This is a genomic window from Mucilaginibacter flavus, assembly GCF_030409315.1.
GTDB classification, from domain to species: domain Bacteria; phylum Bacteroidota; class Bacteroidia; order Sphingobacteriales; family Sphingobacteriaceae; genus Mucilaginibacter; species Mucilaginibacter flavus.
Window position 1 is genome coordinate 1 of record NZ_JAUFPS010000021.1, and the last position, 24,447, is coordinate 24,447.

Sequence of the window (24,447 nt, forward strand, 5' to 3'; positions counted from 1 at the left end):
CCTCTTTCCGGCGAAGCCGAAGAGAGGGTGCCGCGCGTAGCGCTGGCGGGTGAGTCTTCGCCGCCAGGTGATCTACGTCATTTTCACTTTCAGAGGCCCTGGATTTTAAACCTCGCAATGACGGCTTTTATATGTTTTTAAAAATTTCATAGGAAAAAACGTTTTTCTTAAAACCCAATATCCCAAATCATCACGTTTTTATCATCACTTACCGATAACAACTGATCGCCGTTCCAGGCCAGTTTGTTGATAGATAGGGGATGGGCAGGGTAACCCTTTTCGCGACTGATGATCTTGTACAATTTAAAATCATCCGCGCCCCAAATTTTAATGCTTTTATCCATGCTGGCCGTGGCGAAATACGGCCGGGTAGGATGGAAAAGGATATGATTAACCGCGAATAAATGCGCCGGAATGTTTTGTATGGGTTGATAGTTTGCAGCATCCCAGATTTTTACCTGCGCGTCGCGCCCGCCCGAAACAAGGTTTCTGCCATCGTTACTATAAGTTAAAGCAAATACCGACATGGTATGACCATGTACCGATTTGATGAGGGTATAATCTTCCAGGTCATAAACCTGTATAGAATTATCCCTGCAGCCAAAAGCTATCTGTTTTTCATCGGGCGAAATGGCTATACAACGCACCGTATCGGTAGATATTTTTATGGTATGCACCAACTCTAAAGTATTCATACTCCAAACCGATACCGTACCATCTTCAGAGGCGATCAATAATTCACTTTTGTGTTTAACCGATTTGATATCGAAAATAGGCTTCAGGTGATGATTCAGCGATTTGCTTATTTTTTGTGCGATAAAATCAAATACAAGCACCTGCCCGCTGCGCAAACCGGTAAATAATAATGGGTAATCAACAGGGCCGTGAATAGCATAGATTGAAGCCTTTACCGGGAACATCACTTTAATAAATGTGTTGGTATGCAGGTTCCATTCAACCAGTCCTTTGTCGTTTCCACCGGTAAATAGTATGCCCGGTTTTTGCGATAATTCTAAAGTAAAAATGGGATTGCCATGCCCAGTAAGTTCGGCTATTTTTTCTGCGGTCATTTTTTTTAGTAGTAAGTGGTAAGTATCAAGTAGTAAGATTTTAGCGCTTTAAAAGCCATTTAGGACTTTGCGATCTGACTTTACTTCATAATTCCCATATCAAGCTAAATATCCGTCATTGCAAGGAGGAACGACGAAGCAATCCCTACATCACAGAGCGGATCTGCATAGTTGGGGATTGCTTCGTGTCTCGCAATGACGCCTTATCGGCATGCAAAAATAGTTTTTTTGTGGGGATGTCTGCGTAGATTATCCTATTTCACCGCCTCATCATAGGCAGTTCTTGCGATTCGTGCTATAATCGATTCGCGGGCGGGCATATCAACCGGTGTGTCAGATACGAAAACAGCAATGGCTAAATGTTTACCATTTGGGAGGGTGATGATACCAATATCGTTTGTAGCCGCTGTAATGCCCTGTTCATTTGTGCCAGATCGGCCGGTTTTATGATATACTACTGTACCAGCAGGTAATAAACCCTTTATCTGTTTTGGTCCGGTACTGGTTTCCTTCATAATTTGCCATAAATAAGCATGGCTTGCCGGGGATAGGAAATTAGCTTTAAAGGTAATATCTAAAAGATTGGTAAGCCCGGCAACCTCCGCCCAATTAGTGTATTGTACATCCCAGGCCTGCGCCATCTGGAATTCTGTAGCTTTAAAAGTTACATTTTGCACGCCAATGCTATGGATGTAGGTATCTACTTTATCCATGCCCCCAAGCGTTTTAACCAATACATCACAAGCTACATTATCACTTTGCGATACCATATAGCTCAATAACTTTTTTATACTAACCTCAAAATTAGCATTCGGGTGCTCATCTTTTAGCGGACTATAAGTATCCCAATAATCGCTTTTATCAACGTGAATAAGTTGATCTAATTTAAAACGACCTTTATCAACCTCGTGCAAAACCGTAATAGCTATTGGGTACTTCATTACACTTTGCATGGGCAAATGTAGGTGCCCGTTATAGGTCAATGTATCCCGTGTATCTAAATTTAGTATCGAAACACCAACGATGCCTTTACTTTCTTTGGCTATTTCCGCGATCTTAACTCTTAAGTCATTCGTTTGGGCATGAGAAGTATACCCAAGGCAAAAAAATAAAGCAAAAATCAAACAAAACTTTCTCATCGCAATTGTTTTAAAGTCCGAAAGTCCGAAAGTCCGAAAGTCCGAAAGTCCGAAAGTCCGAAAGTCCGAAAGTCCGAAAGTCCGAAAGTCCGAAAGTCCGAAAGTCCGAAAGTCCNTTATTTGTGCCTTTTCTCTAAATTCTTAGCTATAGTTTCTAAAGAGAGTCCTTTTTCGCGAAGCAAAACCAACAGGTGAAACACAAGATCAGATGATTCGTTGATGAGGTCTGTTTCCGTTTCTGCCAGGGCAGCAATTACGGTTTCAACGCCTTCTTCACCTACTTTTTGAGCAATTTTGTTTAAGCCTTTATTGCGGAGCTTGTTTACGTACGATCCTTCAACCGGATTTTCATACCTATCGGCAATAATGTTTTCCAGTTCGAGAATAAAGTTTTGATTGTACTCAGTCTGGAAACAGCTGCGTGAGCCGGTGTGGCAGGTTGGGCCGTCGGCTTTTACTTTTATCAGCAGGGTATCGTTATCGCAATCAATGCTGATGTTTTTTACATGCAAAAAGTTACTGCTGGTTTCGCCTTTGGTCCACAAGCGGTTTTTTGAGCGCGAGAAGAAAGTAACTACATTTTCGGCAACGGTTTTATCATATGCTTCCTGGTTCATGTAACCCAGCATTAAAACCTCTAAAGTTTGCTCGTCCTGTATAATAACCGGCACTAAGCCGTCTGTTTTGTTGAAATCTATATTCATATGTGTTGCCTATTGCCAGGTTCGTGTTGTTTATCATTTGCCCGTAACCAGTTTATTGGAGGGGCTTTCTTTTGTTCCCCTCTTGAGAGGGGAGTGTCGGGATGTGCGGTTGCAGGGGTGTGTTATTCACCATGCTTATCAGGGCGTTGCCTTTGGCCCGGGCTTTACGCTCATACTGCACAGGCTTTAACCACGGGCCGGTATCCGCTTCAATCCCTAACGCGGACATCCGTTACTTAAACTAATATCGTGCTGAACTTGTTTCAGCATCTCACCCATAAGGTTCACATGATGCGGGCTACTTGTGCTGTGGGGTGCCGAAACAAGTTAGGCATGACAAAGTTGTGCTTTAAGCATCCGGAAACGCACCCCGATTCTCGCAACCCGCTCCCCGCATCACATCATATCCTCACCTCAATATTATTACTCTTCAATACCGCCTTCAAATCGGGTATCAATATTTCGCCGTAGTGAAATACCGAGGCCGCTAAAGCAGCATCTACATTTGTTTTTTCAAATACATCAACAAAGTGTGGTACCGATCCGGCTCCGCCAGAGGCAATTACCGGGATGTGTACCGCATCGTTAACTATTTTTAATAGTTTGTTATCGAAACCTGCTTTGGTGCCGTCATGGTCCATAGAAGTGAGCAGGATTTCGCCTGCGCCGCGGTTTTCTGCCTCCAAAATCCATTCAAGGGTTTCACGCTCGGTAGGTAGCCTTCCGCCGTTTAAGTGTACAACATTTTTATCGCCTATGCGGCGGGTATCAACAGCTATCACCACAAACTGAACGCCAAATGCTTTGGCCAGTTCGTCAATTAAGGCTGGGTTACGCACCGCTGCCGAGTTGATAGAGATTTTATCGGCGCCAGCGTTTAAAAGCGCGTCGGCATCAGCAATTTCGTTGATGCCGCCACCAATGGTAAACGGAATGTTGATTTGCCTTGCTACGGCCTTAACCAATTCCACCATGGTTTTACGACGCTCCACTGTAGCAGTAATATCCAGAAATACCAGTTCATCGGCACCCTGGCGCGAGTAATTCCAAGCCAGCTCAACCGGGTCGCCTGCGTCGCGCAGGTCTACAAAGTTTACACCTTTTACAGTGCGTCCGTCTTTAACGTCAAGACAGGGGATAATTCTTTTACTTAGCATGCTGCTTTTTGGAGATCGTCATTGCGAGGAACGAAGCAATCCCAAATAAGGCAGAGCCGCTTTGCAAACTGCTCTGTATATCGGGGATTGCTTCGTTCCTCGCAATGACGTTGTTTTTATTGGGCTTCGCCCGAATTATATCGATATCAGCGCGTCCAGATTCCAGTTTTTCACGTCTTCAATCGTGATGCGGTTTTCGTAAATGGCTTTGCCGACTACTACAGATTCTACTTTTAAACGGTTCAGTTTTTCTACATCATCCATAGAACTTACGCCGCCTGAAGCGATTAATTTAATAAACGGTGAATGGTCAAGCAGTTTTTCGTACAGATCGATACCTGCGCCACCAAGCTTGCCGTCTTTATCAATATCGGTACATAAAAAACGGAAAAAGCCTAAGGCAAGGCATTTGTCAACATAATCCATCAGTTTTATAGGCGAGCTTTCCATCCAGCCCGAGTATTTGATCACCTCGTCTAACACGTCGATAGCGATAACAACCTGGTCAGAGCATTTGTCTTTACCGCAAATTTCTTTGCCTAATTCAGGCAAAAAATCTGGGTTGGTAATGGCTTGTGTACCTACAATAACACGGTGTACGCCAGAATCAATCAATTCCTTCACTTTATCAATACTGCGGATACCGCCGCCATACTGTACCTTCATGTCGGTTTTGCGGATTACATCAAACAGGTATTGCTGGTTACTGAAATCGTTTTTAGCGCCGTTTAAATCAATAATATGGATGAAATTGGTGCCGTTACTTTGGTAGCGCTCAATCATTTCTTCAAGCGTTACGTCATATTCTGTTACCTGTTGGTAATCGCCTTCACGTAGCCGAACTACTTTTTTATTCAGAATATCGATAGCAGGTATTATGTACATCTTTGTTATATTTTAGAGAAGTTTGTTAAAAGTGTTTCACCATAAGCGCCCGATTTTTCGGGATGGAATTGTACGCCGTAAAAATTATCCCGCCAAATTGATGCCGAAAATTCGTTGTTGTATTCGGCCGATAGCAGGGTGTATGCTTTATCATACTCAATAAAATATGAATGTACAAAGTAAAAATGTGATCCCGACGGTATATCTTTAAATAAGGGATTTTCCTTTTCGGGGAAAACCTGGTTCCATCCGGTATGCGGTACTTTGTATAAATTACTATCCTTAAACCTCAACGTTTTAATAGGAAACAAGCCGAGCAGGGTAGAGTCGCCCTCTTCAGAATAGGAGGTAAGCAGCTGCATGCCCACACAAATACCCAAAGTAGGTTTCTTTAATTCCTTAATGGCTGGTACTAAACCGGTTGATTCCAGTTTTTTCATAGCAGCCCCGGCATGACCAACACCAGGAATAATATACCTGTCATACAACTCCAGGTCTTCAACAGTATTCACCATGCCATAGGGAATGCCTAACCTGTCAAGTGCTGCAGTAAGGGAAAATATGTTCCCCGCTCCGTATCTTATTATACCAATCATTTTTAGTTAGAATCAAGAATCAAGAATCAAGAATCAAGAATCAAGAGAAGTCCTAAAAAGTCTTGACTCTTGATTCTAACTTCTTGGCTCTATTAAAGAAGTCCTTTAGTCGACGGTAAAACCATCTTATTTACATCACGCTTCACCGCCATTTTTATTGCTTTGGCAAAGGCTTTAAATATAGCTTCTATTTTGTGATGTTCGTTTTGTCCTTCGGCTTTTATGTTCAAATTACTTTTCGACGCGTCGCTGAACGATTTGAAGAAGTGGTAAAACATCTCCGTTGGCATATCGCCAACTTTTTCGCGTTTAAAATCGGCATCCCAAACCAGCCAGTTGCGTCCACCAAAGTCGATAGCTGCCTGGGCCAGGCAATCGTCCATGGGCAGGCAAAAACCATAACGCTCAATGCCCATTTTGTTACCTAAGGCCGACGCGAAAATCTCGCCCAGGGCAATACCGGTATCTTCAATGGTATGGTGCTCGTCGATATGCAGATCGCCTTTAGCTTCAATTTCCAGATCGATACTGCCGTGGCGGGCAATCTGATCAAGCATATGGTCAAAAAAGTTCAAGCCGGTTGATACTTTGGCATTGCCGGTACCATCCAGGTTTATTTTAATGTAGATATCGGTTTCTTTAGTAGTGCGGCGGTGCTCAATAACACGCTGTCCTAACTTCAAAAACTCGTAAATCTGTTGCCAGTCGGTAGTTTCAAGGGCGATGGTATCGCCAATATGATCGGCCTCAGTAAATTCGCCGCCACCTAAGTTAGATTGATTGTTTAAAAAGATGGCCTTAGCACCCAAATTTTTGCCAAGCAATACATCATTCTTTCTATCGCCAATGGTGAAAGAGTTTTTCAGATCGTACTTTTCAGTATCAAAATATTGGGTTAACAACGCGGTGCCCGGTTTGCGGGTTGGCGCTTTATCGGCAGCAAAAGTACGGTCGATGATTTGGTTGGCAAACGTTACGCCCTCGCCCTCAAAAGTTTTAAGGATAAGGTTATGCACCGGCCAAAAAGTATCCTCGGGGTAAACGGCTGTACCCAAACCATCCTGATTGGTAACCATTACCAGTTCAAAATCAAGCTCTTTAGCTATTTTGGGCAGATAGGTTAACGCGCCGGGATAAAAAGTAAGTTTTTCGAACGAATCGATCTGCTCATCCGGCGTTTCGTTGATCAGGGTGCCGTCACGGTCGACGAAGAGTATTTTTTGCAGCTTGCTCATCAATATAATTATTGATTTATTGAATTAGTGAATTATTGATTTCGCTTGTCTATTAGTTACCAAAATTATTTAAGGTATCTAATAAAACGGTATTTTCTTCAGGGGTGCCTACTGTAATACGTAAACTACCCTCGCATAGCTCAACCTTTGAACGGTTGCGCACAATGATGCCCTTTGATACCAGGTAATCATAAATGCCGTTGGCATCGGTAGTTTTTACCAGTATAAAGTTGGCATCTGATGGGTAAATATCTACCACAAAATCAAACTCTTTTAATGCCAGTACTAATCTATCGCGCTGGGTAAGGGTTTCTTTTATCCAGTTATTAACCTGCGCAACATTAGCCAAAGCCTCTAAAGCCAATTGCTGAGACGACTCGTTAACATTATATGGAGGTTTTACCTTGTTCATTACGCGGATGATCTCTTCGCTGGCAAAGGCCATACCTACACGTAAGCCGGCAAGTCCCCAGGCTTTGGATAGGGTTTGCATCACCACAAGGTTGGCGTACTCGGTAAGCTCCTGTATAAATGATTTTTGGCGGCTGAAATTGATATATGCCTCATCAACCACCACAATACCGTTAAAGTTAGCCAGCAGGGTTTCAATATCCTCGCGGTTAATAGAATTACCTGTAGGGTTATTTGGCGAGCAAATGAAGATAAGTTTGGTGCGCTCATCAATAGCTTCGGCAATGCCTTCTAAATTAAGCTGATAATCTTCGGTGAGCAAAACCTTGCGGGCTTCAATGTCATTGATATTTGCCGATACTTCGTACATGCCATAGGTAGGAGGCACAAGGATTACGTTATCTACACCCGGGTTACAAAAACTGCGGAAGAGGATATCGATAGCCTCATCGCTGCCATTGCCAATGAAGATATTGCGCGGAGGTACACCTTTAATTTCGGTAATGCGCTTTTTTAATTCGTATTGTAGCGGATCGGGGTAGCGATTAAACTGCTGTGCCAACGGCGAACCAAAGGCGTTTTCATTAGCATCCAAAAAAACATTGGCCTCGCCCTGGTACTCATCACGCGCGGAGGAGTAGGGGGTAAGCTTTTTAATGTTTTCGCGTAGTAGGTTATTTATGTTGTACATCTGTTATGTCTCATTGATCCCGTCATTGCGAGGTACGAAGCAATCCCCGATTTGCAAATCCGCTCTGTATCGTGGGGATTGCTTCGTACCTCGCAATGACGGTTAATTATTAACTTTTCTTATTGATACCAGACTTACGAAGTTTTTAAAACTTCGTAAGTCTTTCGCCTGTTAATTATTACTCCTGATTGATATCGCATTCCTATGCGCGTGCAACCCTTCCATCTCCGCCAAAACCTCTACTGTATGGCCAATATTCTGGATGCCTTCACGGGTGATATACTGAAAGGTGATTTTCTTAACAAAAGAATCAACCGATACGCCCGAGTAAGCCCTGGCATAACTGCTGGTTGGCAGGGTATGGTTGGTGCCAGATGCATAGTCGCCGGCGCTTTCGGGGGTTAAATTACCAAGGAAAACAGAGCCCGCGTTAATGATGCTCCCGGTAATTTGCTCCCAGCTATTTGTAGCTAAAATCAAGTGCTCTGGCGCATATTTGTTGCTGAAATCCATCGCCTCGGCCAGGCTTGAAGTAACTACAATGTAGGAGTTATCTAAAGCCAGTTTGGCAATTTCGGCACGAGGTAAAACCGGGAGTTGTTTTTCGATTTCTGCCAAAGCCGCTTCTGCAATAGCTACCGATGTGCAAACCAAAACAGATTGGCTATCAATACCATGTTCGGCCTGTGCCAGTAAATCGGCTGCTATATAAGCCGGTATGGCGGTATCGTCGGCCAAAACCAAAACTTCTGATGGACCCGCGGGCATATCAATAGCTGTTGTGGTGGTTGATTGAATAATGGTTTTAGCCTTGGTTACAAACTGGTTACCTGGCCCGAAAATTTTATCAACCTTAGTAATGCTTTCGGTACCGTAAGCCATGGCTGCAACGGCCTGCGCCCCGCCTGCAAGGTATATTTTATCTATTCCCAATAGCAATGCCACATAGGCGATAAAGGCATTCACCTTGCCGCTTTTTTGCGGAGGAGAACAAATCACAATTTCATGACAACCCGCTATGCGTGCAGGAATACCCAGCATCAAAAATGTACTCGGTAAAACCGCCGAACCACCTGGTATATACAAACCAACTTTTTCAATCGGTCGTAATTCGCGCCAGCAGGTAACGCCGGGCATGGTTTCTACCTTATCCTCGGTTTTTAGCTGGGTTTGGTGAAATTTATAGATATTATTATATGCCGTTTCAAGTGCAGCCTTTTGTTCATCCGTGATGGCGGTAGCAAGTTCCTCCAGTTCGGCTTTATCTAAATAAAGCTTGCTTAATGATACCTTGTCAAACTTTTGGGCATAATCAATCAAAGCATTATCGCCGTGCTGTTGCACATTGGTAATCACTTCCTCCACAACCGAACGGATCTCATTCGCCGGGTCAACATTCCGCTGAACCAGTTTCTGGATATCTGTTGCTGTAAGTTCTGAATAATTAAATAGTTTCATGAGCCCCCCAGCCCCCTAAAGGGGGAGTTTTTTGAAAATTATAGTTGTTAAAACAGACTAAGCTAAACCCTCTTGTTCCCCCCTTCAGGGGGGTAGGGGGCTCGCCGCCCTATAAAATTATCTTCTCAATTGGCATTACTACAATGCCTTGTGCGCCGGCTTGTTTTAGCAGGCTTATCCTGTCCCAAAAATCACGTTCGGGAATTACGGTATGTACTGCCACCCAATCAGCCTCGGCCAATGGAACTACCGATGGGCTTTTTACGCCTGGTAGTAAAGCGGTTACCGCTTCAAGGTTTTCTTTTTTAACGTTAAGTACTACGTACTTAGTTTCTTTGGCACGTAAAACCGACTGGATGCGCTGGATCAATTCCTGTACCAAATCGTTGTTTTCGGTTGCTTTGCTGCTAATCAGGATCGCTTCGGACGACATTACATCGGCAAAAGCCTTCAGTCCGTTGCTTTTTAAAGTACCCCCGGTTGATACCAAATCGCAAATAGCATCTGATAAACCCAGGCCCGGCGAAATCTCTACCGAACCAGATATGGTGCGGATATCAGATTGAATGCCTTTTTCTTTTAAAAATTTACCTAAAATAACCGGGTAGGTTGTAGCTATTGCCTTGCCGTTTAAATCTTCAAGCGAAGCGATATCATTATTATTTGGAACAGCAATTTTAAGTGAACATTTACCAAAACCAAGGCGTTGCAGGTAGCTCACTTCAACTTCAGTTTCTTCAATTACGTTTTCGCCAACAATACCTAAGTCGGCAATACCGTCCTGTACGTATTCAGGAATATCGTCATCGCGCAAAAAAAGAATTTCTAAAGGGAAGTTGGATACCGGGGAGATGAGCGAGCTTTTATAATTTTCGAAGTTTAAGCCGCAATTTTTTAATAATTCAACAGATTTTTCGTTGAGGCGACCAGATTTCTGGATCGCTATTTTAAGTGTTTTCACAGAATGAGTTTTTGGAACTATAATAAAAAAGAATATAAACGGAGGTTGTTATTTCGCGTAGAAACATACATATTAGCTGATCACCACATGGTGGTGATGCAGATGAAGATGATGTAAAGCGATACCGTTCATTTTTTTATAGTATACTACGGGTAAGTCTGGCGCAAATATAGATAGATGATTGTTAAATCAAAATTAAAAGTGATCAGAATTTACAGAATTAAAGAATTGACAGAATTTTGTCTGAACCACGATTAAGCAGATTTTTTAGATTTCTGGATTTTATTTGGATGTTGGGCCATAAATTAGTTAAGTAATAGATGGGTTTTTATTCTGTAAATTCTCTAATTCTGAAAATTCTGATTCAGAAAGATTTACTCTTCCTTGTACTCATAAATCCCGCCCTCGGCACCAAAATCTTTAATCAATTTCAGGTGTTTTATCTTTTGAATATCCTTTAAATTGATCAATTCCGGATTTTCCAGTACGTTAAACCAAATGAGGTAATAATGTTTATAGGTGTAAAATTTGGCTATATCTTTTTTGAAAAAACGATGTGGCACCAGGTATGATGACATGCCCGAGAAGAAGTAAACGGCCTCATGAGCATCAGTATAGATGGTCGCTTTTGGATCGAATTGTTTTTTGTCGATTGTTTTTAGGTAAGCCGCAAAATCTGAGTCCTGCCAGCTTTCGTCGGTATAGCCAGGGTTGCCGTATTCGCCAACAATCTGGTCAACGTAACGGGCCTTATCAATAAAAAACTCCTTGGTTACAAAACCCAGCATGGCTACAATCATAACAGCGCCCACAATTTTGCGGGTATTATTGTTCACAATCTTTTTAAGCAGCAATAATCCCCAGCTGGTATAGCCCCAAAGCGCGGGTATATATATAGGCGCTAATAAACGATGGTTAATACGTTCGTAACGGGAAAAAGTAGATGATATCACAATAAACGCCCCATAAACTAAAGCGAATGTTATGGCCATGTTTTCAAAGCTGGTTAAATGCCTGCGGTAATAGTTATAGGCCAATGCTGCAATAAAACCAATGAATATCAGCGAGGCTAAAGGGATTGATAGCCAGTATTGGTTTGGTGTTAACCCCATCCAATCGCACACCACATTACCAAAGTAATACAGGTTTTTACCGAACGAAGTTATCGACGGTTCGCGTGGACCAGTAACCGTGCCCGACATAAAACGGTTAAACAACAGGTTGGCAACCAGCAATGATATACAGGTTAATCCGTAAATAATAATGTGTTTAATTTTTTCTTTAAGGGGCAAAAATCTATCTAACAGCAGCAATAGCCCGCCGGTGCCAACAATAGTAACCGCGGCATAGCGGGTAATGCAGGCTACAGCCGCTATAAACGCTGCCAAAACCAAGGCTTTAACCGTATGTTTAAGCAGGTATTGTCTAAAGGCCAACATAAAAATTAAAGTCTCGAGGATAAACAAAGTCTCCGACCATAAATAGGAGTACACCTGCAACAATGCCGGGCTCAATATAATAGCTACCAACATTAACCATTTGTATGGTCGAGACGCAGGTACAAAGTTTTGCATTATCCACCCGGCAATGAAAATGAGGCTGGCAAACATCAGTCCATTTAACACCGCGCCAAAAACAACGGGATCAATGCGGGTAACAAACATGATGCTGCCCAGGTAAACAGGATAAAATACCGGGAAATCAACAATAGGGATATGGTTAAATGTTTGCAGGGTCCCGTTGGTGTTTAAACTGCGGGCAGCACTGGTATACATAATAGAATCGGGCGAAATGCCGATGCCGCTGTAGCTGCAAAACATTTGTATAGCAATAAAACCCAGCACGGCGGCTATAAATGAGTCGTAGTTTTTAAGGTAACGGCTTACTTGCATGTGGTTTTACTTTTAATTGTTGTAAAGGTTATTTAGGGCGAAATGTTTGCTTGTAACGCAAATTTCTGTTTAATTGTCATTGCGAGAGACGAAGCAATCTCCCAATTACAGAGCCTATTTACAAGGCCGATCTGCCTATCTGGGATTGCTTCGTACCTTATAATGACGGTTTCGTTTTCAATTCTTGTTTGAACGCTGGCTACGACTCACCCCGGCAACGCTTCGCTGGCCGACCCTCTCTCCGGCTAAAGCCGCATAGAGGGTAAACTCCATTTTTTGTTTTTTTTTGCCCCTCTATGCGACGTAGTCGGAGAGAGGGGAAGACGGGCGCAGCCTCGTCCGGGTGAGTCGTTCCTTGGTTAGTTTACACTATCTGATCCAAAACCGTGCTTATCGGCTGATCACTATCTATCAAAATTCCTTTAACGCCCGCCGCTGTGCCTGCTTCTACATCGCGTTCCCGGTCGCCTATAAAATAGGAGAGGGCAGGGTCAATGTTGTATTTGGTTATGCCTTGTAATAATAAACCTGGTTTTGGTTTGCGGCAATCGCAGTCGCCGGTAAAGTTAGGGTGGTGTGGGCAGTAAAAAAAGTCGGTGATGGTTACGCCGTGGTCGGCATAAACCTCACGTAGGTGATTATGCATTTTTGCCAGTTCATCTTCGGTATACCAGCCTTTGGCCAGGCCGCCCTGGTTGGTGGCTACTAATAACATATAGCCTTTATCCTGTAAAGTTTTAAGCGCGTCAAAATTATCAAGCACATGAAAATCCTCAAACCGGCGCACGTAATCGCCCATTTCCTGGTTTAACACCCCATCCCGATCTAAAAAAACAGCTTTAACTTTTGCAGACATCTATTTTAAATTTTTGGCGAAGATAGTGAATTTGGGGAGGAGTCGGTAAAGTCCGGAAGTCAGTAAAGTCCGAAAGTCGGAAAAGTCGGGGAGTCAGTAAAGTCCGAAAGTCGGGAAAGGCCGAAAGTTTTTTTTTGTTTGCAGGAGTTTAAAGCTTTTTGGAAAATATAGTTCTTTTCATCTTCCGGACTTTCCCGACTTTCGGACTTCCCAACCTTCTATCAAAAATGTCTACCCTTCACATAGATTTTGCCCGCAAAATTTTATTCTGTTTTGGCTATTTATACTGCTTGTATAACTGAAAAGCTTTCAGATTGGCTAACTTTATATTGATTCTAAATAAAAAAATCACTAACTTCATTTTGTAAATCATAATAAATATTAATTAATGTTGCCAAAGTGTTAAATAAATATGATTTAAATAATCGTTTTTTTAGAAATCTTTAAAAATTCTGATTGATTTTATAAATTATTTAGTAATTGGTAACTTCGTTGTTACACCCTTTTATAAACGGTTTACTCTAAAGATGAATCAAACTGATAGCAACCAGGGCCTTTACAGGCCAGAATTTGAACACGATTCGTGCGGAACTGGGTTTATAACCAACATCAACGGTCATAAAGAAAATAAGATTGTTGATGATGCCCTTACAATGCTCGAGAACATGGAACACCGCGGCGCGTGCGGATGTGACCCCGAAACTGGCGATGGTGCCGGTATATTGATACAGCTGCCCCATGAGTTTTTCATGGAAGAATGCTCAAACCTGGAGATTAGCCTGCCCGAACCCGGCGAGTACGGCGTAGGTATGATTTTTTTTCCTAAGGATTCGGCTCAGAAGAAGGCTTGTCGTTTAACTATCACCGCTGCTATTGAAAAGCTGGGTTTAGTAAAATTAGGTTACCGTAAAGTTCCTGTTGATTCGATGGCCGTAGGCGAAACCGCCCGTCAGGCCGAGCCGGATGTTGAGCAAATTTTTATTGCCCGTCCGCATCATATTACCAAAAACGATGATTTTGAGCGTAAGCTTTTCATCCTCAGAAGATATATTAATAAAACCATTGCCGATACCATTCCCGGTGCTGGTGAGCATTTTTATTTTACATCATTAAGCAGCAAAACTATTATTTACAAAGGCCAGGTAACTACTTACCAGCTGCGTAAATACTATGCTGATTTAGTTGATCCGCGCGTGGCTTCGGGCTTTGCCTTAATCCATTCACGTTTTTCAACCAATACTTTCCCTTCATGGAAACTTGCCCAGCCATTCCGCTTAATTGCGCACAACGGCGAGATTAATACGTTAACAGGTAACTTAAACTGGTTTTACGCGGGTTTAAAATCATACGCTTCATCATACTTCACATCTGAAGAGATGGAAATGATTATGCCGGTGATTGATAACAACCAGTCGGATTCTGCCTGTTTGGATAACATCATCGAGATTTTATTACATTCTGGTCGTTCATTACCACACGTAATGATGATGCTGATCCCTGAAGCATGGGATGGTAACGAGCAAATGGACCCGGTTAAAAAAGCGTTTTATGAGTACCATGCTACCTTAATGGAGCCATGGGACGGACCGGCCGCCATCAGCTTTACTGATGGTAAATTGGTAGGCGCGGTGCTTGATCGTAACGGTTTACGTCCATTGCGTTATGTAATCACCAATGATGGCAGAGTTATCGCAGCTTCTGAGGCTGGTACTTTGGCAATTGACGAAAGTACTGTAGTGCGCAAAGGCCGTTTACAGCCGGGTAAAATGTTGTTGATTGATACCGAACACGCGCGGATCATCACCGACGACGAAATTAAAAAACAAATTACCTCACAACAGCCCTATGGCCGTTGGTTAGAGAATTATAAAATTAACCTGAGCGAACTTGCCGAGCCTCGTTTGGCATTCGCCAGCCTGGCCGAATCTGCCGTGTATCGTTATCAGCAGGTATTCGGTTATAGCCGCGAGGACATTGATACCATCATTAAATCGATGGCTATTGATGGCAAAGAACCAATTGGTTCTATGGGTACAGATGTGCCTTTGGCTATCTTATCTGATAAGCCTCAGCATTTATCAAGCTACTTTAAGCAATTTTTTGCCCAGGTAACCAATCCGCCTATCGACCCGATTCGCGAGCGTTTGGTAATGAGTTTAGCTACCTTTATCGGTAACAACGGAAACCTGCTTGATGAAGATAAAATGCATTGCCATTGCGTGGTTTTAAAACACCCGATATTAAAAAACCACCAGTTAGAAAAACTGCGTAGTATTGATACCGGCATGTTTCATGCTAAAACGCTGCAAACTTACTTTAAGGCTGATGGCTTGCCTGGCTCGTTAGAAAAAGGCTTGGCACGTTTATGCCGCTATGCCGAAGATGCAGTTGATGATGGGTTTGAGGTATTGATCCTTTCAGACCGCGCCGTGGATTCTGAGCATGCGCCTATTCCAACTTTATTGGCCGTATCGGCTGTTCATCATTACCTGGTGAAAAAAGGCCGTCGTGGTTCGGTAGGTTTGGTTGTTGAAACCGGCGATGCATGGGAGGTACATCACTTTGCCTGTTTGTTAGCCTTTGGTGCAACAGCTATTAACCCGTACCTGGCGCTTTCAACTATCGAGATATTGAAAAATAACGGTAGCCTTGAAACCAGCTATGATCTTAAGAAATTACAAAACAACTACGTAAAATCGGTTAACGATGGCTTGTTGAAGATCTTCTCCAAAATGGGAATCTCTACATTGCAATCATACCATGGTTCGCAGGTGTTTGAAATATTAGGTTTGAACAAATCTGTTGTAGATAATTATTTCTGTGGTGCGGTTACCCGTATTGGCGGTTTAGGTTTAGATGAAATTGCCCGCGAAGCTTTAACCAAGCACCGCATGGGCTTCAATGCTAAAGCTGCCGATAATTTATTGCCGGAAGGTGGTATTTACCAGTGGAAACGCCGCGGCGAAGCCCACTTGTTTAACCCAACTACGGTTCACTTATTACAACACGCCACACGTAGTAACGATTACAACATTTACAAAAACTACGCTAAAGCGGTTAACGATCAGACAGAAAAGCATTTTACCATTCGTGGTTTGCTTGATTTCGCTCATCACCGCGAGTCTATCAGCATAGATGAGGTTGAACCGGCAGAAAACATCATGAAGCGTTTTGCCACAGGTGCCATGTCGTTCGGCTCAATCTCGCACGAGGCGCACAGTACCATGGCTATTGCTATGAACCGCATTGGTGGTAAAAGTAATACCGGCGAAGGTGGTGAGGACGAAATGCGTTACGAGCAAATGGCCAGCGGCGATTCTATGCGTTCGGCTATTAAACAAATCGCTTCGGCTCGTTTTGGTGTAACGTCAAACTATTTGACCAATGCCGATGAGTTGCAAATTAAAATGGCGCAAGGTGCAAAACCTGGCGAAGGCGGACAACTGCCGGGCCATAAGGTTGACGACTGGATTGCAAAAACCCGTCACTCAACACCGGGTGTAGGTTTAATTTCGCCGCCACCACACCACGATATTTATTCTATTGAGGATTTAGCACAGCTTATATTCGATTTAAAGAACGCCAACCGTGCTGCCCGCATCAACGTAAAACTGGTTTCAAAAGCGGGTGTAGGTACTATCGCTGCCGGTGTGGCTAAAGCCCACGCTGATGTGATCCTGATTGCAGGTTACGATGGTGGTACAGGCGCATCGCCAATAAGCTCTATCAAACATGCCGGTTTACCTTGGGAACTTGGTTTAACCGAGGCTCACCAAACACTGGTGCGTAACAAACTGCGCAGCCGCGTGGTATTGCAAACAGATGGTCAGTTAAAAACCGGCCGTGATTTAGCTATTGCCTGCTTAATGGGTGCCGAAGAATGGGGTGTAGCAACTGCTGCCCTTGTTGCAGGTGGCTGTATCATGATGCGTAAATGTCACTTGAATACCTGCCCTGTAGGTGTGGCCACGCAAGATCCTGAATTAAGGAAGCTGTTTAGCGGTAAGCCAGATCACGTAGTGAACCTGTTCCGCTTTATGGCCGAAGAGCTTCGCGAAATTATGGCCGAGCTTGGTTTCCGTACCATTCATGAAATGGTTGGGCGTGTTCAGTTCCTGAAAGTGAAAGATCATTTGGATAGCTGGAAAGCTAAAAAGATTGACCTGAGCGGCATACTACACCCGGTAACCAATACCAAAGGCATGACGCTTTACAACAGCGAAAGCCAGGATCACGGCATGAGCGAGATCATTGACTGGAAATTAGTTGAAAGCGCGCAAGCCGCTTTAGAAGATAAAACCCCGGTATTTGCATCGTTTGATGTGATTAACGTTAACCGTACTATTGGTACTTTGTTATCAAACGAGGTATCTAAAAAATACGGTTCGGCTGGTTTGCCCGATAATACTATCAACTATAAATTCAAAGGTTCGGCAGGCCAAAGCTTTGGCGCGTTTGCTACCAAAGGTTTATCATTTGAACTGGAAGGCGAAGCTAACGACTATGTAGGTAAAGGTTTATCGGGTGCGCAATTAGCCATTTATCCGGCTGCGAACTCAACCTTTACACCTGCGGATAATATCATCATTGGTAACGTTGCCCTGTACGGTGCAACATCTGGTGAACTGTTTGTAGGCGGTATGGCCGGCGAACGTTTCGCGGTACGTAACTCTGGTGCTACTACAGTTGTTGAAGGCATTGGCGATCATGGTTGTGAGTATATGACCGGTGGCCGCGCGTTAATCCTGGGTAAAACAGGCAGAAACTTTGCCGCGGGTATGAGTGGTGGTTTAGCCTGGGTTTACAATCCGGATAACAGCTTTGCCGAGAACTGTAATACCGAGATGGTTGATCTTGATCCGCTATCATTACAGGATGAAGAGCAGATCCTTACCTTGTTACGTAAGCATATCAGCCTTACCGGCAGCAAGCTTGCACAGCAAATAGTAAGCAACTGGACCGAAGCATCTACACAGTTTGTGAAGGTATATCCAAAAGAGTACAAAAAAGTTATAGAGAAGTTACAATATCAAACAATAGGCTAAATTTCAGATGGGAAAACCAACAGGATTTCAGGAGTTTAACAGGGAGTTACCAAGCAAAACCCCAGCTACTGAACGCGTAAAAAACTATAAAGAGTTTGTTAATTTATATAGCGATGAGAAGCTTAACCAGCAATCGGCCCGTTGTATGAATTGCGGTATTCCGTTTTGCCATTCGGGATGCCCATTGGGTAACATTATTCCGGAGTTTAACGATGCCGTGTATCGTCAAAATTGGGAAGAAGCTTACCACATATTATCGTCAACCAATAATTTCCCCGAGTTTACCGGCCGTATTTGCCCTGCTCCGTGCGAATCTGCATGTGTGTTGGGTATCAACAAGCCACCGGTAGCCATCGAGGAAATTGAAAAACATATCATCGAGATCGCTTACCAGAAAAACCTGGTAAAGCCAACCGCGCCTTTAGTTAAAACAGGCAAAAAGGTAGCTGTAATAGGCTCTGGTCCGGCTGGTTTAGCTGCTGCGGCTCAGCTTATCAAAGTTGGCCACGCGGTAACCGTTTACGAGCGCGACGATAAACCGGGAGGTTTATTACGCTACGGTATTCCTGATTTTAAATTAGAGAAAACCGTTGTAGAGCGTCGTATTGAGGTGATGGAAAAAGACGGTGTAGTATTTAAGCTGAACAGCGAAGTAGGCGTAAATGTGGCTGCTGATGAATTGGTGCGTAATAATGATGCCATTATCCTCGCAGGTGGTTCAACCATCCCACGTAATCTGATGATCCCCGGCAGGGAATTAAAAGGTATCCATTTCGCGATGGACTTTTTAAAACAGCAAAACAAACGCGTAAGCAATATTGACGTAACCGGCGATGATATTATTGCTACAGGTAAAGATGTAGTAGTAATTGGCGGTGGCGACACCGGCAGTGATTGTGTAGGTACATCAAACCGCCAGGGTGCAAGTTCTGTTAAGCAGTTTGAGGTGATGTTTCAACCGCCAGCACAGCGCACACAGCATATGCCATGGCCAACTTACCCAATGGTGCTTAAAACCACCAGCTCGCACGAGGAAGGCGCCGATCGTTTCTGGGGTGTTAACACGCTGGAGTTTTTAGGCGACGAAGAAGGTAATCTGAGAGCGTTAAAAGTGGTTGACGTAGAGTGGGAGCAGGACTTTATGGGCCGCCCTGTAAAATTCAACGTTGTTGAAGGTTCTGAGCGCGAAATTCCTTGTCAGCGTGTATTCCTGGCTATGGGTTTCCTTTACCCGCAGCCTACAGGTTTATTGGCGCAATTAGGCGTTGAGCTTGATGAGCGCAAAAATGTAAAAGCCAAAGAAGGCGTTTACCGCACCAATGTAAGCAAAGTATTTGCAGCAGGTGATATGCGCCGTGGCCAATCGTTGGTAGTTTGGGCTATATCAGAAGGCCGCGAGACTGCCCGCAAGGTTGATGAGTTTTTAATGGGCTATTCTTTATTAGAAAGTAAAGACGCCGTTAACCAATTCGACCAGGTGTTTTAAAGAACCCTTTATAAACCCTAAATAAACAAGCCGGACGTTATTCAACGATCCGGCTTTTTAGTTTTTTGATGTTACTTATCTGCCAAATAAATTTTGCACTTGCATAATCCCATATAATATTATCCTATATTAGGAAACCAGTTAACACTTCTGTTGTTAAACCTTTACAAACACGTAATACTACTTTATAAATGAAGCAAATAGCAGGCCTTTTAATAGGGGTGGTTGCACTTATTGCGGTGCAATCATGCCAGAGTAACAAACGCGCCAATAACTACAACAATAAAGCACTGGTTGACGATAGTGGCCTGTTGTTTCTTAAAAACGGAACACAAAGTAGCCTGGTTACTGTAAAAGCATCAGGTCTGGCAATCTCGAACTCAAAAAATCAACAGGTTATCCAGTTTGCCAAGGCCATGATTGATGATCATACCTTATTGACAGATAATTTAAAGAAGTTAGAAACAGATAATTTTGTCGCGGCTACAGATACCATCAGTCCCGAAAATTTACAGATGATTAGCGACCTGGAACAGAAAAAAGCGGCCGACTTTGATAAAGCCTACATAGGAATGCTGGTAAGTCAGCATGAGCAGGATATAGCCTTGTTTAAAGCCGCCGCGCAAGATAAAAGCCCCGATGTGGCAGCGTTTGCCCAAAAAACAATGCCATCGCTACAGGCGCACCTTGATTCGGCTAAGATGATTGGCGCTACTTTAAAATAAACTACCAGGAGTTGTTTGGAGAAGTGGTTTAAAATAGCTTTAACTGTTGCTGAGTAGGGGGCAGCGCTTTACCCATCACTGTTCTGCCGCCATATTTCCAGGAATCTTCCCGCTCTTTGGCTATTACCTGGTCGAAATTGGCGTTAGGCGTAAAATCCTTCTCGGCATTTTCGGCTATTTTATGGAGGCGTTTAATGGCTTCATTCTTTTCAGATTCTCCCATTTTGGCTTTGTGCAGGGCATTTTGTAAAGTGCTGATGGTTTCGTCATAAACTTTGGTTGGCACCGGAAAAGGATGCCCATCTTTACCGCCATGGGCAAATGAAAACCTGGCAGGATCTTTAAACCTTGATGGCGTACCATGAATAACCTCACTTACCAGCGCCAACGACTGTAATGTACGCGGACCTAAACCCTGCAACATCAACAAATCTTCAAAATCGGCGGGTTGCTTTTCGTGTGCCAGCCATAAAACCGCGCCGAGGCGTTTCAGGTCGATGTCTTTTGCTTTTACTTCGTGGTGGTTGGGCATAACCAGTTTATTGATCTCCCTGATCATAGTTTCGGGATTTTCGTGGGCTATTTGCATTACGCCGTTTCTGGACGCAGCTGCGTGGCTATCGGCCATGTTCAGAATTAATCCGTTATTTTTTCCATAGATGGAAGTATGCGGATCATTTACAAAGGAGTCCAATTGTTCTGAATGCCAGTGGTAGCGCCGGGCTGTGCTACTGGCATCACTCATGCCTTGCTGTACTACTGCCCACTTGCCGGTGTCGCTTAAAATAAAGTTGTGGGTGTATAATTGAAAACCATCCTGTATGGCAGTATTATCTACCTTGGCGCTCAGTTTGCTGCATCTAACTAAATGATCGCCATCAAGACCGGTAAGTTCGCCAATTTTCATCAGCTCGGCAGGCGTTTGTTTGGAGTGTTTGCCCTTGCCGCCGCAAATGTAAATGCCTAACTCCCGGCTAAGTGGATTGACAGCCCTTTTCAAAGCGCCCATTACAGAGGTAGTAATGCCAGAGGAATGCCAATCCATACCCATCACTGTCCCAAGGCTCTGAAACCAAAAAGGATCGCTCAGGCGGCGTAAAACTTCGTCTTTGCCATAATCCAAAATGATGTTTTCAACCACGGCAAGCCCCAGTTTAGCCATACGCTCGGCAAGCCATGTTGGTACGTAGCCGTAATGTAGGGGCATGTCAGCACTGCCAGATCGCTTCATGCTAACAAAGTTAGTAAAAAAGATGTGCTATTTCGGGATAGGCAAATTATTCATTACTTATTTGCTTAGTTTTGGATTCAATTAAATTTAGATTCTTAAATGATGGAAATATTGAATTAGTGGTTTCAGAGGCTAAAAGATTAGGGTGTACTTCAGTCCCTTTTTCTACCAATTCAGACATGCTTTTTATAGACAGTTTTAATCTTTCCAATCTTTCATGATCATCACCATTATAGTAGTTTGTCTGAATGTTCTGAGCTTCTACTTCAATAAGAATATCGATTTGAGCTCTCGTTCCTTCCTGAATAGCCTTTAGAGCATCATTTTTTATATTAAGCGTTTCGATATATTTTTCGTGAATTTTACCCTCTAATCGCTTTTTGTAAATGAAAGCGCCGGCCCATGTTATAGCACCAATCAATTCAATTGCTTCACGACTATGAACGAGGATATCTATCCAAAATGATCCACTTTCAAAGGCTTCAATCTTTATAGAGTCATCTATTTCTGCCAGAGGAATTGAAAAGGATTTTTTTAATAAATCAATGATTTTGCCTAAACTTTCAAAGTTCAAGTCGTTTGGGAGTTTGATACTTAATAAGTTTTCAGATTCATTAATTGGCAACGCTTGGTCAACACTTTCTGTAAGGTTTTTTATTCCCTTTTTTAAAGCTTCTAATGTTGATGAAAAAATTGAATACTCGTTATTGGAGATAGTTAAAGTATCTAAAGTACTTGCGTAAATTGGTAATGTTTTAAACTCTTTTAATTGAGATTTAAATAAGTTAGTTTTTGCGATATTGTTGATACCTTTTCGAATGTTAATTAAATTGTCAACACTGAAATTATTATTAGCTACGACGATGTTGGGAGTATATTTTAAACGGTCGATATTTTCTTTTAATATTTGCGAAATCTCTTTTAATCTCATTGTTATATTATTAGTCTGCTTCCACTTCACCCACGTACATTTCGTCAATATCGGCGGCGTATTTCTTTTCAATTACCTTGCGTTTGGCTTTCATGGTTGGGGTTATTTCGCCTTCTTCCATGCTGAAAGGGTTACGTTTTACCTTGAATGCTTTGATGCGCTCAAATTTGGCCAGCTCGTGGCTAAATTTGCGGATGTCCTGGCTAATCCAGTCTACAATCTCTTTGTCATCAATGAAAACTTCGGGCTTTTCAAAAAATTCGTTCTTCAGGCCGAATGTTTCCTGCAGACCTTCTTTGCCGGGTACTATAATGGCGGTGATGTATTCGCGTTTATCGCCCAATAAAAATACCTGCTCAATTTTGGGGCTTTTAAGGTAGGTGTTCTCTACCGGGGTAGGATAAATGTTTTTACCATAGGCGTTCACCAGCATGTTTTTAAGCCTATCGGTAATTTGCAGGTTTCCGCGAAAAAACCGGCCGATATCACCGGTATGAAACCAGCCATCGCTATCAATAACCGTAGCGGTTTCTTCTGGTTTATGCCAGTAGCCTTTCATCACGCAATGACCGCGAACGATGATTTCGCCCTCCTCTGTTTGAGTATCTTCTTTAAAGTTATCGTGCGTTTGTATCGAGTAAATCTCTTTGGTTTCTACATTCTGGATAGCCACTTCAATACCCGGTATAATACGACCAACAGTACCGTAAATTACCCTATGGCGCTCAGTAACAGCCATTACAGGCGAGGTTTCCGTTAACCCAAAACCCTCTAATATCACAATACCCAGATCGCCAAAAAATTCACCAATGTTTTTAGGTAAAGCGCCGCCGCCCGATACCATGAATTGGAGTTTACCGCCCGTTTTTTCTTTGATCTTACTGAAAACCAATTTTTCGGCAATGCCATGTTTGGCCTTTAAAATAGCGCCCGGTGCTTTGCCGGCCTCTTGTATGTGGCGCACTTTTTTACCAACCTCAAATGCCCATAAAAAGATTTTAGTTTTAATGCCACCTGCCGATGTTCCGCTTTTAATGGCCCTATCGTGAATACGCTCCAATAAACGGGGTACACAGCAAAGGATAGTCGGCTGGGTTTCACCCATATTTTTGGCTAATAATTCCAGGCTTTGGGCAAAAGCTATTTGTGAGCCTTTTAAAATGGCTATATGGTAAATGGTACGTTCAAATACGTGCGATAAGGGCAGGAACGATAAAAAGCGATCATCCTTGGTTACATAAGGAATCTGGATCAGGCTGTTGTGGGCGTTTTCGGTTAGGTTGTGATGGGTAAGCATTACGCCCTTGGGGATACCGGTAGTTCCTGAAGTATAAATTAAACACGATAGATCGGTTGGTAAAATAGCTTCCCTTGCAGCTTTGATGGCCGGGCGGTATTGGTCAATTACGTGAAGACCTTCTTTAATTACCTGCTCAAAACCTACTACCCCTGCGTTTAGTGAAAGCTTGTCGCTAAATTTTTCAAAATCGTCAAAAGCAGGAATAATGCGGATAAGTTCCGGGCAGTTATTGGCAACTTTTAATACCTTACGAAACAGGAAAGGATTACCGGCAATGATGGTTTTAGCACCAGAATCATTGAGGATATATTCTATCTCGTTTTCGGTAAGGGTAGGATATATGGATGTATTGATAGCCCCGATTTGCTGTAAAGCCTGATCGTAATAAACATAATTAGGACCGTTTTCAATGATCAGGGAAAGCCTGTCGCCTTTTTGAATGCCCAATTCAAGCAACCAGGCCGATATGGCGTCTATCCTGGCGAGGGCTTCGGCATAGCTAATTTCCACCCAGGTATCTTTAACCTTATGCAGCATAAAACTATGGCTTTCGGGGTGGATATTGGCAACCACATTGCGTAAAAACGACGGTACGGTTGAAAGTGCTTTTGCCTTGCTCATCAAATGTATTAATTGGGTTTAATAAGCATCAAACTTATGTTTTTTACTAACAA

The 24,447-nt window shown here is 43.0% G+C and carries 18 protein-coding genes; 3 read left to right on the plus strand and 15 right to left on the minus strand.

Features of this window, described 5'->3' with window-relative positions; genetic code table 11:
* Positions 1-167: 167 nt before the first annotated feature.
* From QWZ17_RS07330 to QWZ17_RS07385, 12 genes are all read right to left on the minus strand, one after another.
* Positions 168-1,070, minus strand: coding sequence for a WD40 repeat domain-containing protein (locus QWZ17_RS07330; protein WP_290304441.1), 903 nt, complete (start codon positions 1,068-1,070; stop codon positions 168-170).
* 254 nt (positions 1,071-1,324) lie between these two features.
* Positions 1,325-2,209 (minus strand): class A beta-lactamase, subclass A2, encoded by an 885-nt coding sequence (bla, locus tag QWZ17_RS07335; protein ID WP_290304442.1) that lies wholly within the window; start codon positions 2,207-2,209, stop codon positions 1,325-1,327.
* A 116-nt stretch (positions 2,210-2,325) separates the two neighbouring features.
* Complete coding sequence (gene hisIE / locus QWZ17_RS07340) at positions 2,326-2,913, minus strand: bifunctional phosphoribosyl-AMP cyclohydrolase/phosphoribosyl-ATP diphosphatase HisIE (protein ID WP_290304443.1); 588 nt, start codon at positions 2,911-2,913, stop codon at positions 2,326-2,328.
* Between the two features lie 401 nt (positions 2,914-3,314).
* Positions 3,315-4,070, minus strand: a complete 756-nt coding sequence (gene hisF / locus QWZ17_RS07345) for an imidazole glycerol phosphate synthase subunit HisF (RefSeq protein WP_290304444.1) — start codon at positions 4,068-4,070, stop codon at positions 3,315-3,317.
* A gap of 135 nt (positions 4,071-4,205) precedes the next feature.
* Positions 4,206-4,955: a 1-(5-phosphoribosyl)-5-[(5-phosphoribosylamino)methylideneamino]imidazole-4-carboxamide isomerase gene (locus tag QWZ17_RS07350; RefSeq protein WP_290304445.1), complete on the minus strand. Its 750-nt coding sequence runs from the start codon at positions 4,953-4,955 to the stop codon at positions 4,206-4,208.
* Between the two features lie 5 nt (positions 4,956-4,960).
* Positions 4,961-5,551, minus strand: a complete 591-nt coding sequence (gene hisH / locus QWZ17_RS07355) for an imidazole glycerol phosphate synthase subunit HisH (protein WP_290304446.1) — start codon at positions 5,549-5,551, stop codon at positions 4,961-4,963.
* 92 nt (positions 5,552-5,643) lie between these two features.
* Positions 5,644-6,786, minus strand: coding sequence for a bifunctional histidinol-phosphatase/imidazoleglycerol-phosphate dehydratase HisB (hisB, locus tag QWZ17_RS07360; RefSeq protein WP_290304447.1), 1,143 nt, complete (start codon positions 6,784-6,786; stop codon positions 5,644-5,646).
* 52 nt (positions 6,787-6,838) lie between these two features.
* Positions 6,839-7,888, minus strand: a complete 1,050-nt coding sequence (gene hisC / locus QWZ17_RS07365) for a histidinol-phosphate transaminase (RefSeq protein ID WP_290304448.1) — start codon at positions 7,886-7,888, stop codon at positions 6,839-6,841.
* 171 nt (positions 7,889-8,059) lie between these two features.
* Positions 8,060-9,346, minus strand: coding sequence for a histidinol dehydrogenase (gene hisD, locus QWZ17_RS07370; protein ID WP_290304449.1), 1,287 nt, complete (start codon positions 9,344-9,346; stop codon positions 8,060-8,062).
* A 109-nt stretch (positions 9,347-9,455) separates the two neighbouring features.
* Complete coding sequence (gene hisG, locus QWZ17_RS07375) at positions 9,456-10,307, minus strand: ATP phosphoribosyltransferase (RefSeq protein ID WP_290304450.1); 852 nt, start codon at positions 10,305-10,307, stop codon at positions 9,456-9,458.
* Between the two features lie 374 nt (positions 10,308-10,681).
* Positions 10,682-12,199: a hypothetical protein gene (locus QWZ17_RS07380; protein WP_290304452.1), complete on the minus strand. Its 1,518-nt coding sequence runs from the start codon at positions 12,197-12,199 to the stop codon at positions 10,682-10,684.
* 364 nt (positions 12,200-12,563) lie between these two features.
* A complete protein-coding gene (locus tag QWZ17_RS07385; protein WP_290304453.1) occupies positions 12,564-13,055 on the minus strand; it encodes a D-glycero-alpha-D-manno-heptose-1,7-bisphosphate 7-phosphatase in 492 nt (163 codons plus the stop codon).
* A 527-nt stretch (positions 13,056-13,582) separates the two neighbouring features.
* Between QWZ17_RS07385 and gltB the strand changes: the two genes are divergently transcribed.
* The 3 genes from gltB to QWZ17_RS07400 all read left to right on the plus strand — a co-directional run bounded on the left by gltB (position 13,583) and on the right by QWZ17_RS07400 (position 20,311).
* Positions 13,583-18,100, plus strand: a complete 4,518-nt coding sequence (gene gltB / locus QWZ17_RS07390) for a glutamate synthase large subunit (protein WP_290304454.1) — start codon at positions 13,583-13,585, stop codon at positions 18,098-18,100.
* A 7-nt stretch (positions 18,101-18,107) separates the two neighbouring features.
* On the plus strand, positions 18,108-19,586 hold the full coding sequence (locus QWZ17_RS07395; RefSeq protein WP_290304455.1) for a glutamate synthase subunit beta: 1,479 nt from the start codon (positions 18,108-18,110) through the stop codon (positions 19,584-19,586).
* A gap of 191 nt (positions 19,587-19,777) precedes the next feature.
* On the plus strand, positions 19,778-20,311 hold the full coding sequence (locus tag QWZ17_RS07400; RefSeq protein ID WP_290304456.1) for a DUF4142 domain-containing protein: 534 nt from the start codon (positions 19,778-19,780) through the stop codon (positions 20,309-20,311).
* A 28-nt stretch (positions 20,312-20,339) separates the two neighbouring features.
* Here the strand turns inward: QWZ17_RS07400 and QWZ17_RS07405 are convergent, their stop codons facing one another.
* Genes QWZ17_RS07405 through QWZ17_RS07415 form a run of 3 tightly spaced genes read right to left on the minus strand, consistent with a single transcriptional unit; the run spans position 20,340 to position 24,394 of the window.
* Positions 20,340-21,542 carry a DUF763 domain-containing protein gene (locus QWZ17_RS07405; protein ID WP_290304457.1) on the minus strand — a complete coding sequence of 401 codons (1,203 nt, stop codon included), beginning with the start codon at positions 21,540-21,542 and terminating at the stop codon, positions 20,340-20,342.
* Between the two features lie 46 nt (positions 21,543-21,588).
* Entirely contained in the window at positions 21,589-22,473 is an 885-nt protein-coding gene (locus QWZ17_RS07410; RefSeq protein ID WP_290304458.1) for a hypothetical protein, read from the minus strand.
* Positions 22,474-22,483: 10 nt separating this feature from the next.
* On the minus strand, positions 22,484-24,394 hold the full coding sequence (locus QWZ17_RS07415) for an AMP-dependent synthetase/ligase (RefSeq protein WP_290304459.1): 1,911 nt from the start codon (positions 24,392-24,394) through the stop codon (positions 22,484-22,486).
* Between the last annotated feature and the right edge of the window lie 53 nt (positions 24,395-24,447).

Bases quoted from the DNA above. Each gene is read 5' to 3' on its own strand.
- hisD (WP_290304449.1), bottom strand. From the start codon at position 9,346: ATGAAACTATTTAATTATTCAGAACTTACAGCAACAGATATCCAGAAA.
- QWZ17_RS07395 (WP_290304455.1), top strand. From the start codon at position 18,108: ATGGGAAAACCAACAGGATTTCAGGAGTTTAACAGGGAGTTACCAAGC.
- QWZ17_RS07330 (WP_290304441.1), bottom strand. From the start codon at position 1,070: ATGACCGCAGAAAAAATAGCCGAACTTACTGGGCATGGCAATCCCATT.
- gltB (WP_290304454.1), top strand. From the start codon at position 13,583: ATGAATCAAACTGATAGCAACCAGGGCCTTTACAGGCCAGAATTTGAA.
- QWZ17_RS07405 (WP_290304457.1), bottom strand. From the start codon at position 21,542: ATGAAGCGATCTGGCAGTGCTGACATGCCCCTACATTACGGCTACGTA.
- bla (WP_290304442.1), bottom strand. From the start codon at position 2,209: ATGAGAAAGTTTTGTTTGATTTTTGCTTTATTTTTTTGCCTTGGGTAT.
- QWZ17_RS07385 (WP_290304453.1), bottom strand. From the start codon at position 13,055: ATGTCTGCAAAAGTTAAAGCTGTTTTTTTAGATCGGGATGGGGTGTTA.
- QWZ17_RS07380 (WP_290304452.1), bottom strand. From the start codon at position 12,199: ATGCAAGTAAGCCGTTACCTTAAAAACTACGACTCATTTATAGCCGCC.
- hisH (WP_290304446.1), bottom strand. From the start codon at position 5,551: ATGATTGGTATAATAAGATACGGAGCGGGGAACATATTTTCCCTTACT.
- QWZ17_RS07350 (WP_290304445.1), bottom strand. From the start codon at position 4,955: ATGTACATAATACCTGCTATCGATATTCTGAATAAAAAAGTAGTTCGG.
- hisB (WP_290304447.1), bottom strand. From the start codon at position 6,786: ATGAGCAAGCTGCAAAAAATACTCTTCGTCGACCGTGACGGCACCCTG.
- QWZ17_RS07400 (WP_290304456.1), top strand. From the start codon at position 19,778: ATGAAGCAAATAGCAGGCCTTTTAATAGGGGTGGTTGCACTTATTGCG.
- hisF (WP_290304444.1), bottom strand. From the start codon at position 4,070: ATGCTAAGTAAAAGAATTATCCCCTGTCTTGACGTTAAAGACGGACGC.
- hisC (WP_290304448.1), bottom strand. From the start codon at position 7,888: ATGTACAACATAAATAACCTACTACGCGAAAACATTAAAAAGCTTACC.
- hisIE (WP_290304443.1), bottom strand. From the start codon at position 2,913: ATGAATATAGATTTCAACAAAACAGACGGCTTAGTGCCGGTTATTATA.
- QWZ17_RS07410 (WP_290304458.1), bottom strand. From the start codon at position 22,473: ATGAGATTAAAAGAGATTTCGCAAATATTAAAAGAAAATATCGACCGT.
- QWZ17_RS07415 (WP_290304459.1), bottom strand. From the start codon at position 24,394: ATGAGCAAGGCAAAAGCACTTTCAACCGTACCGTCGTTTTTACGCAAT.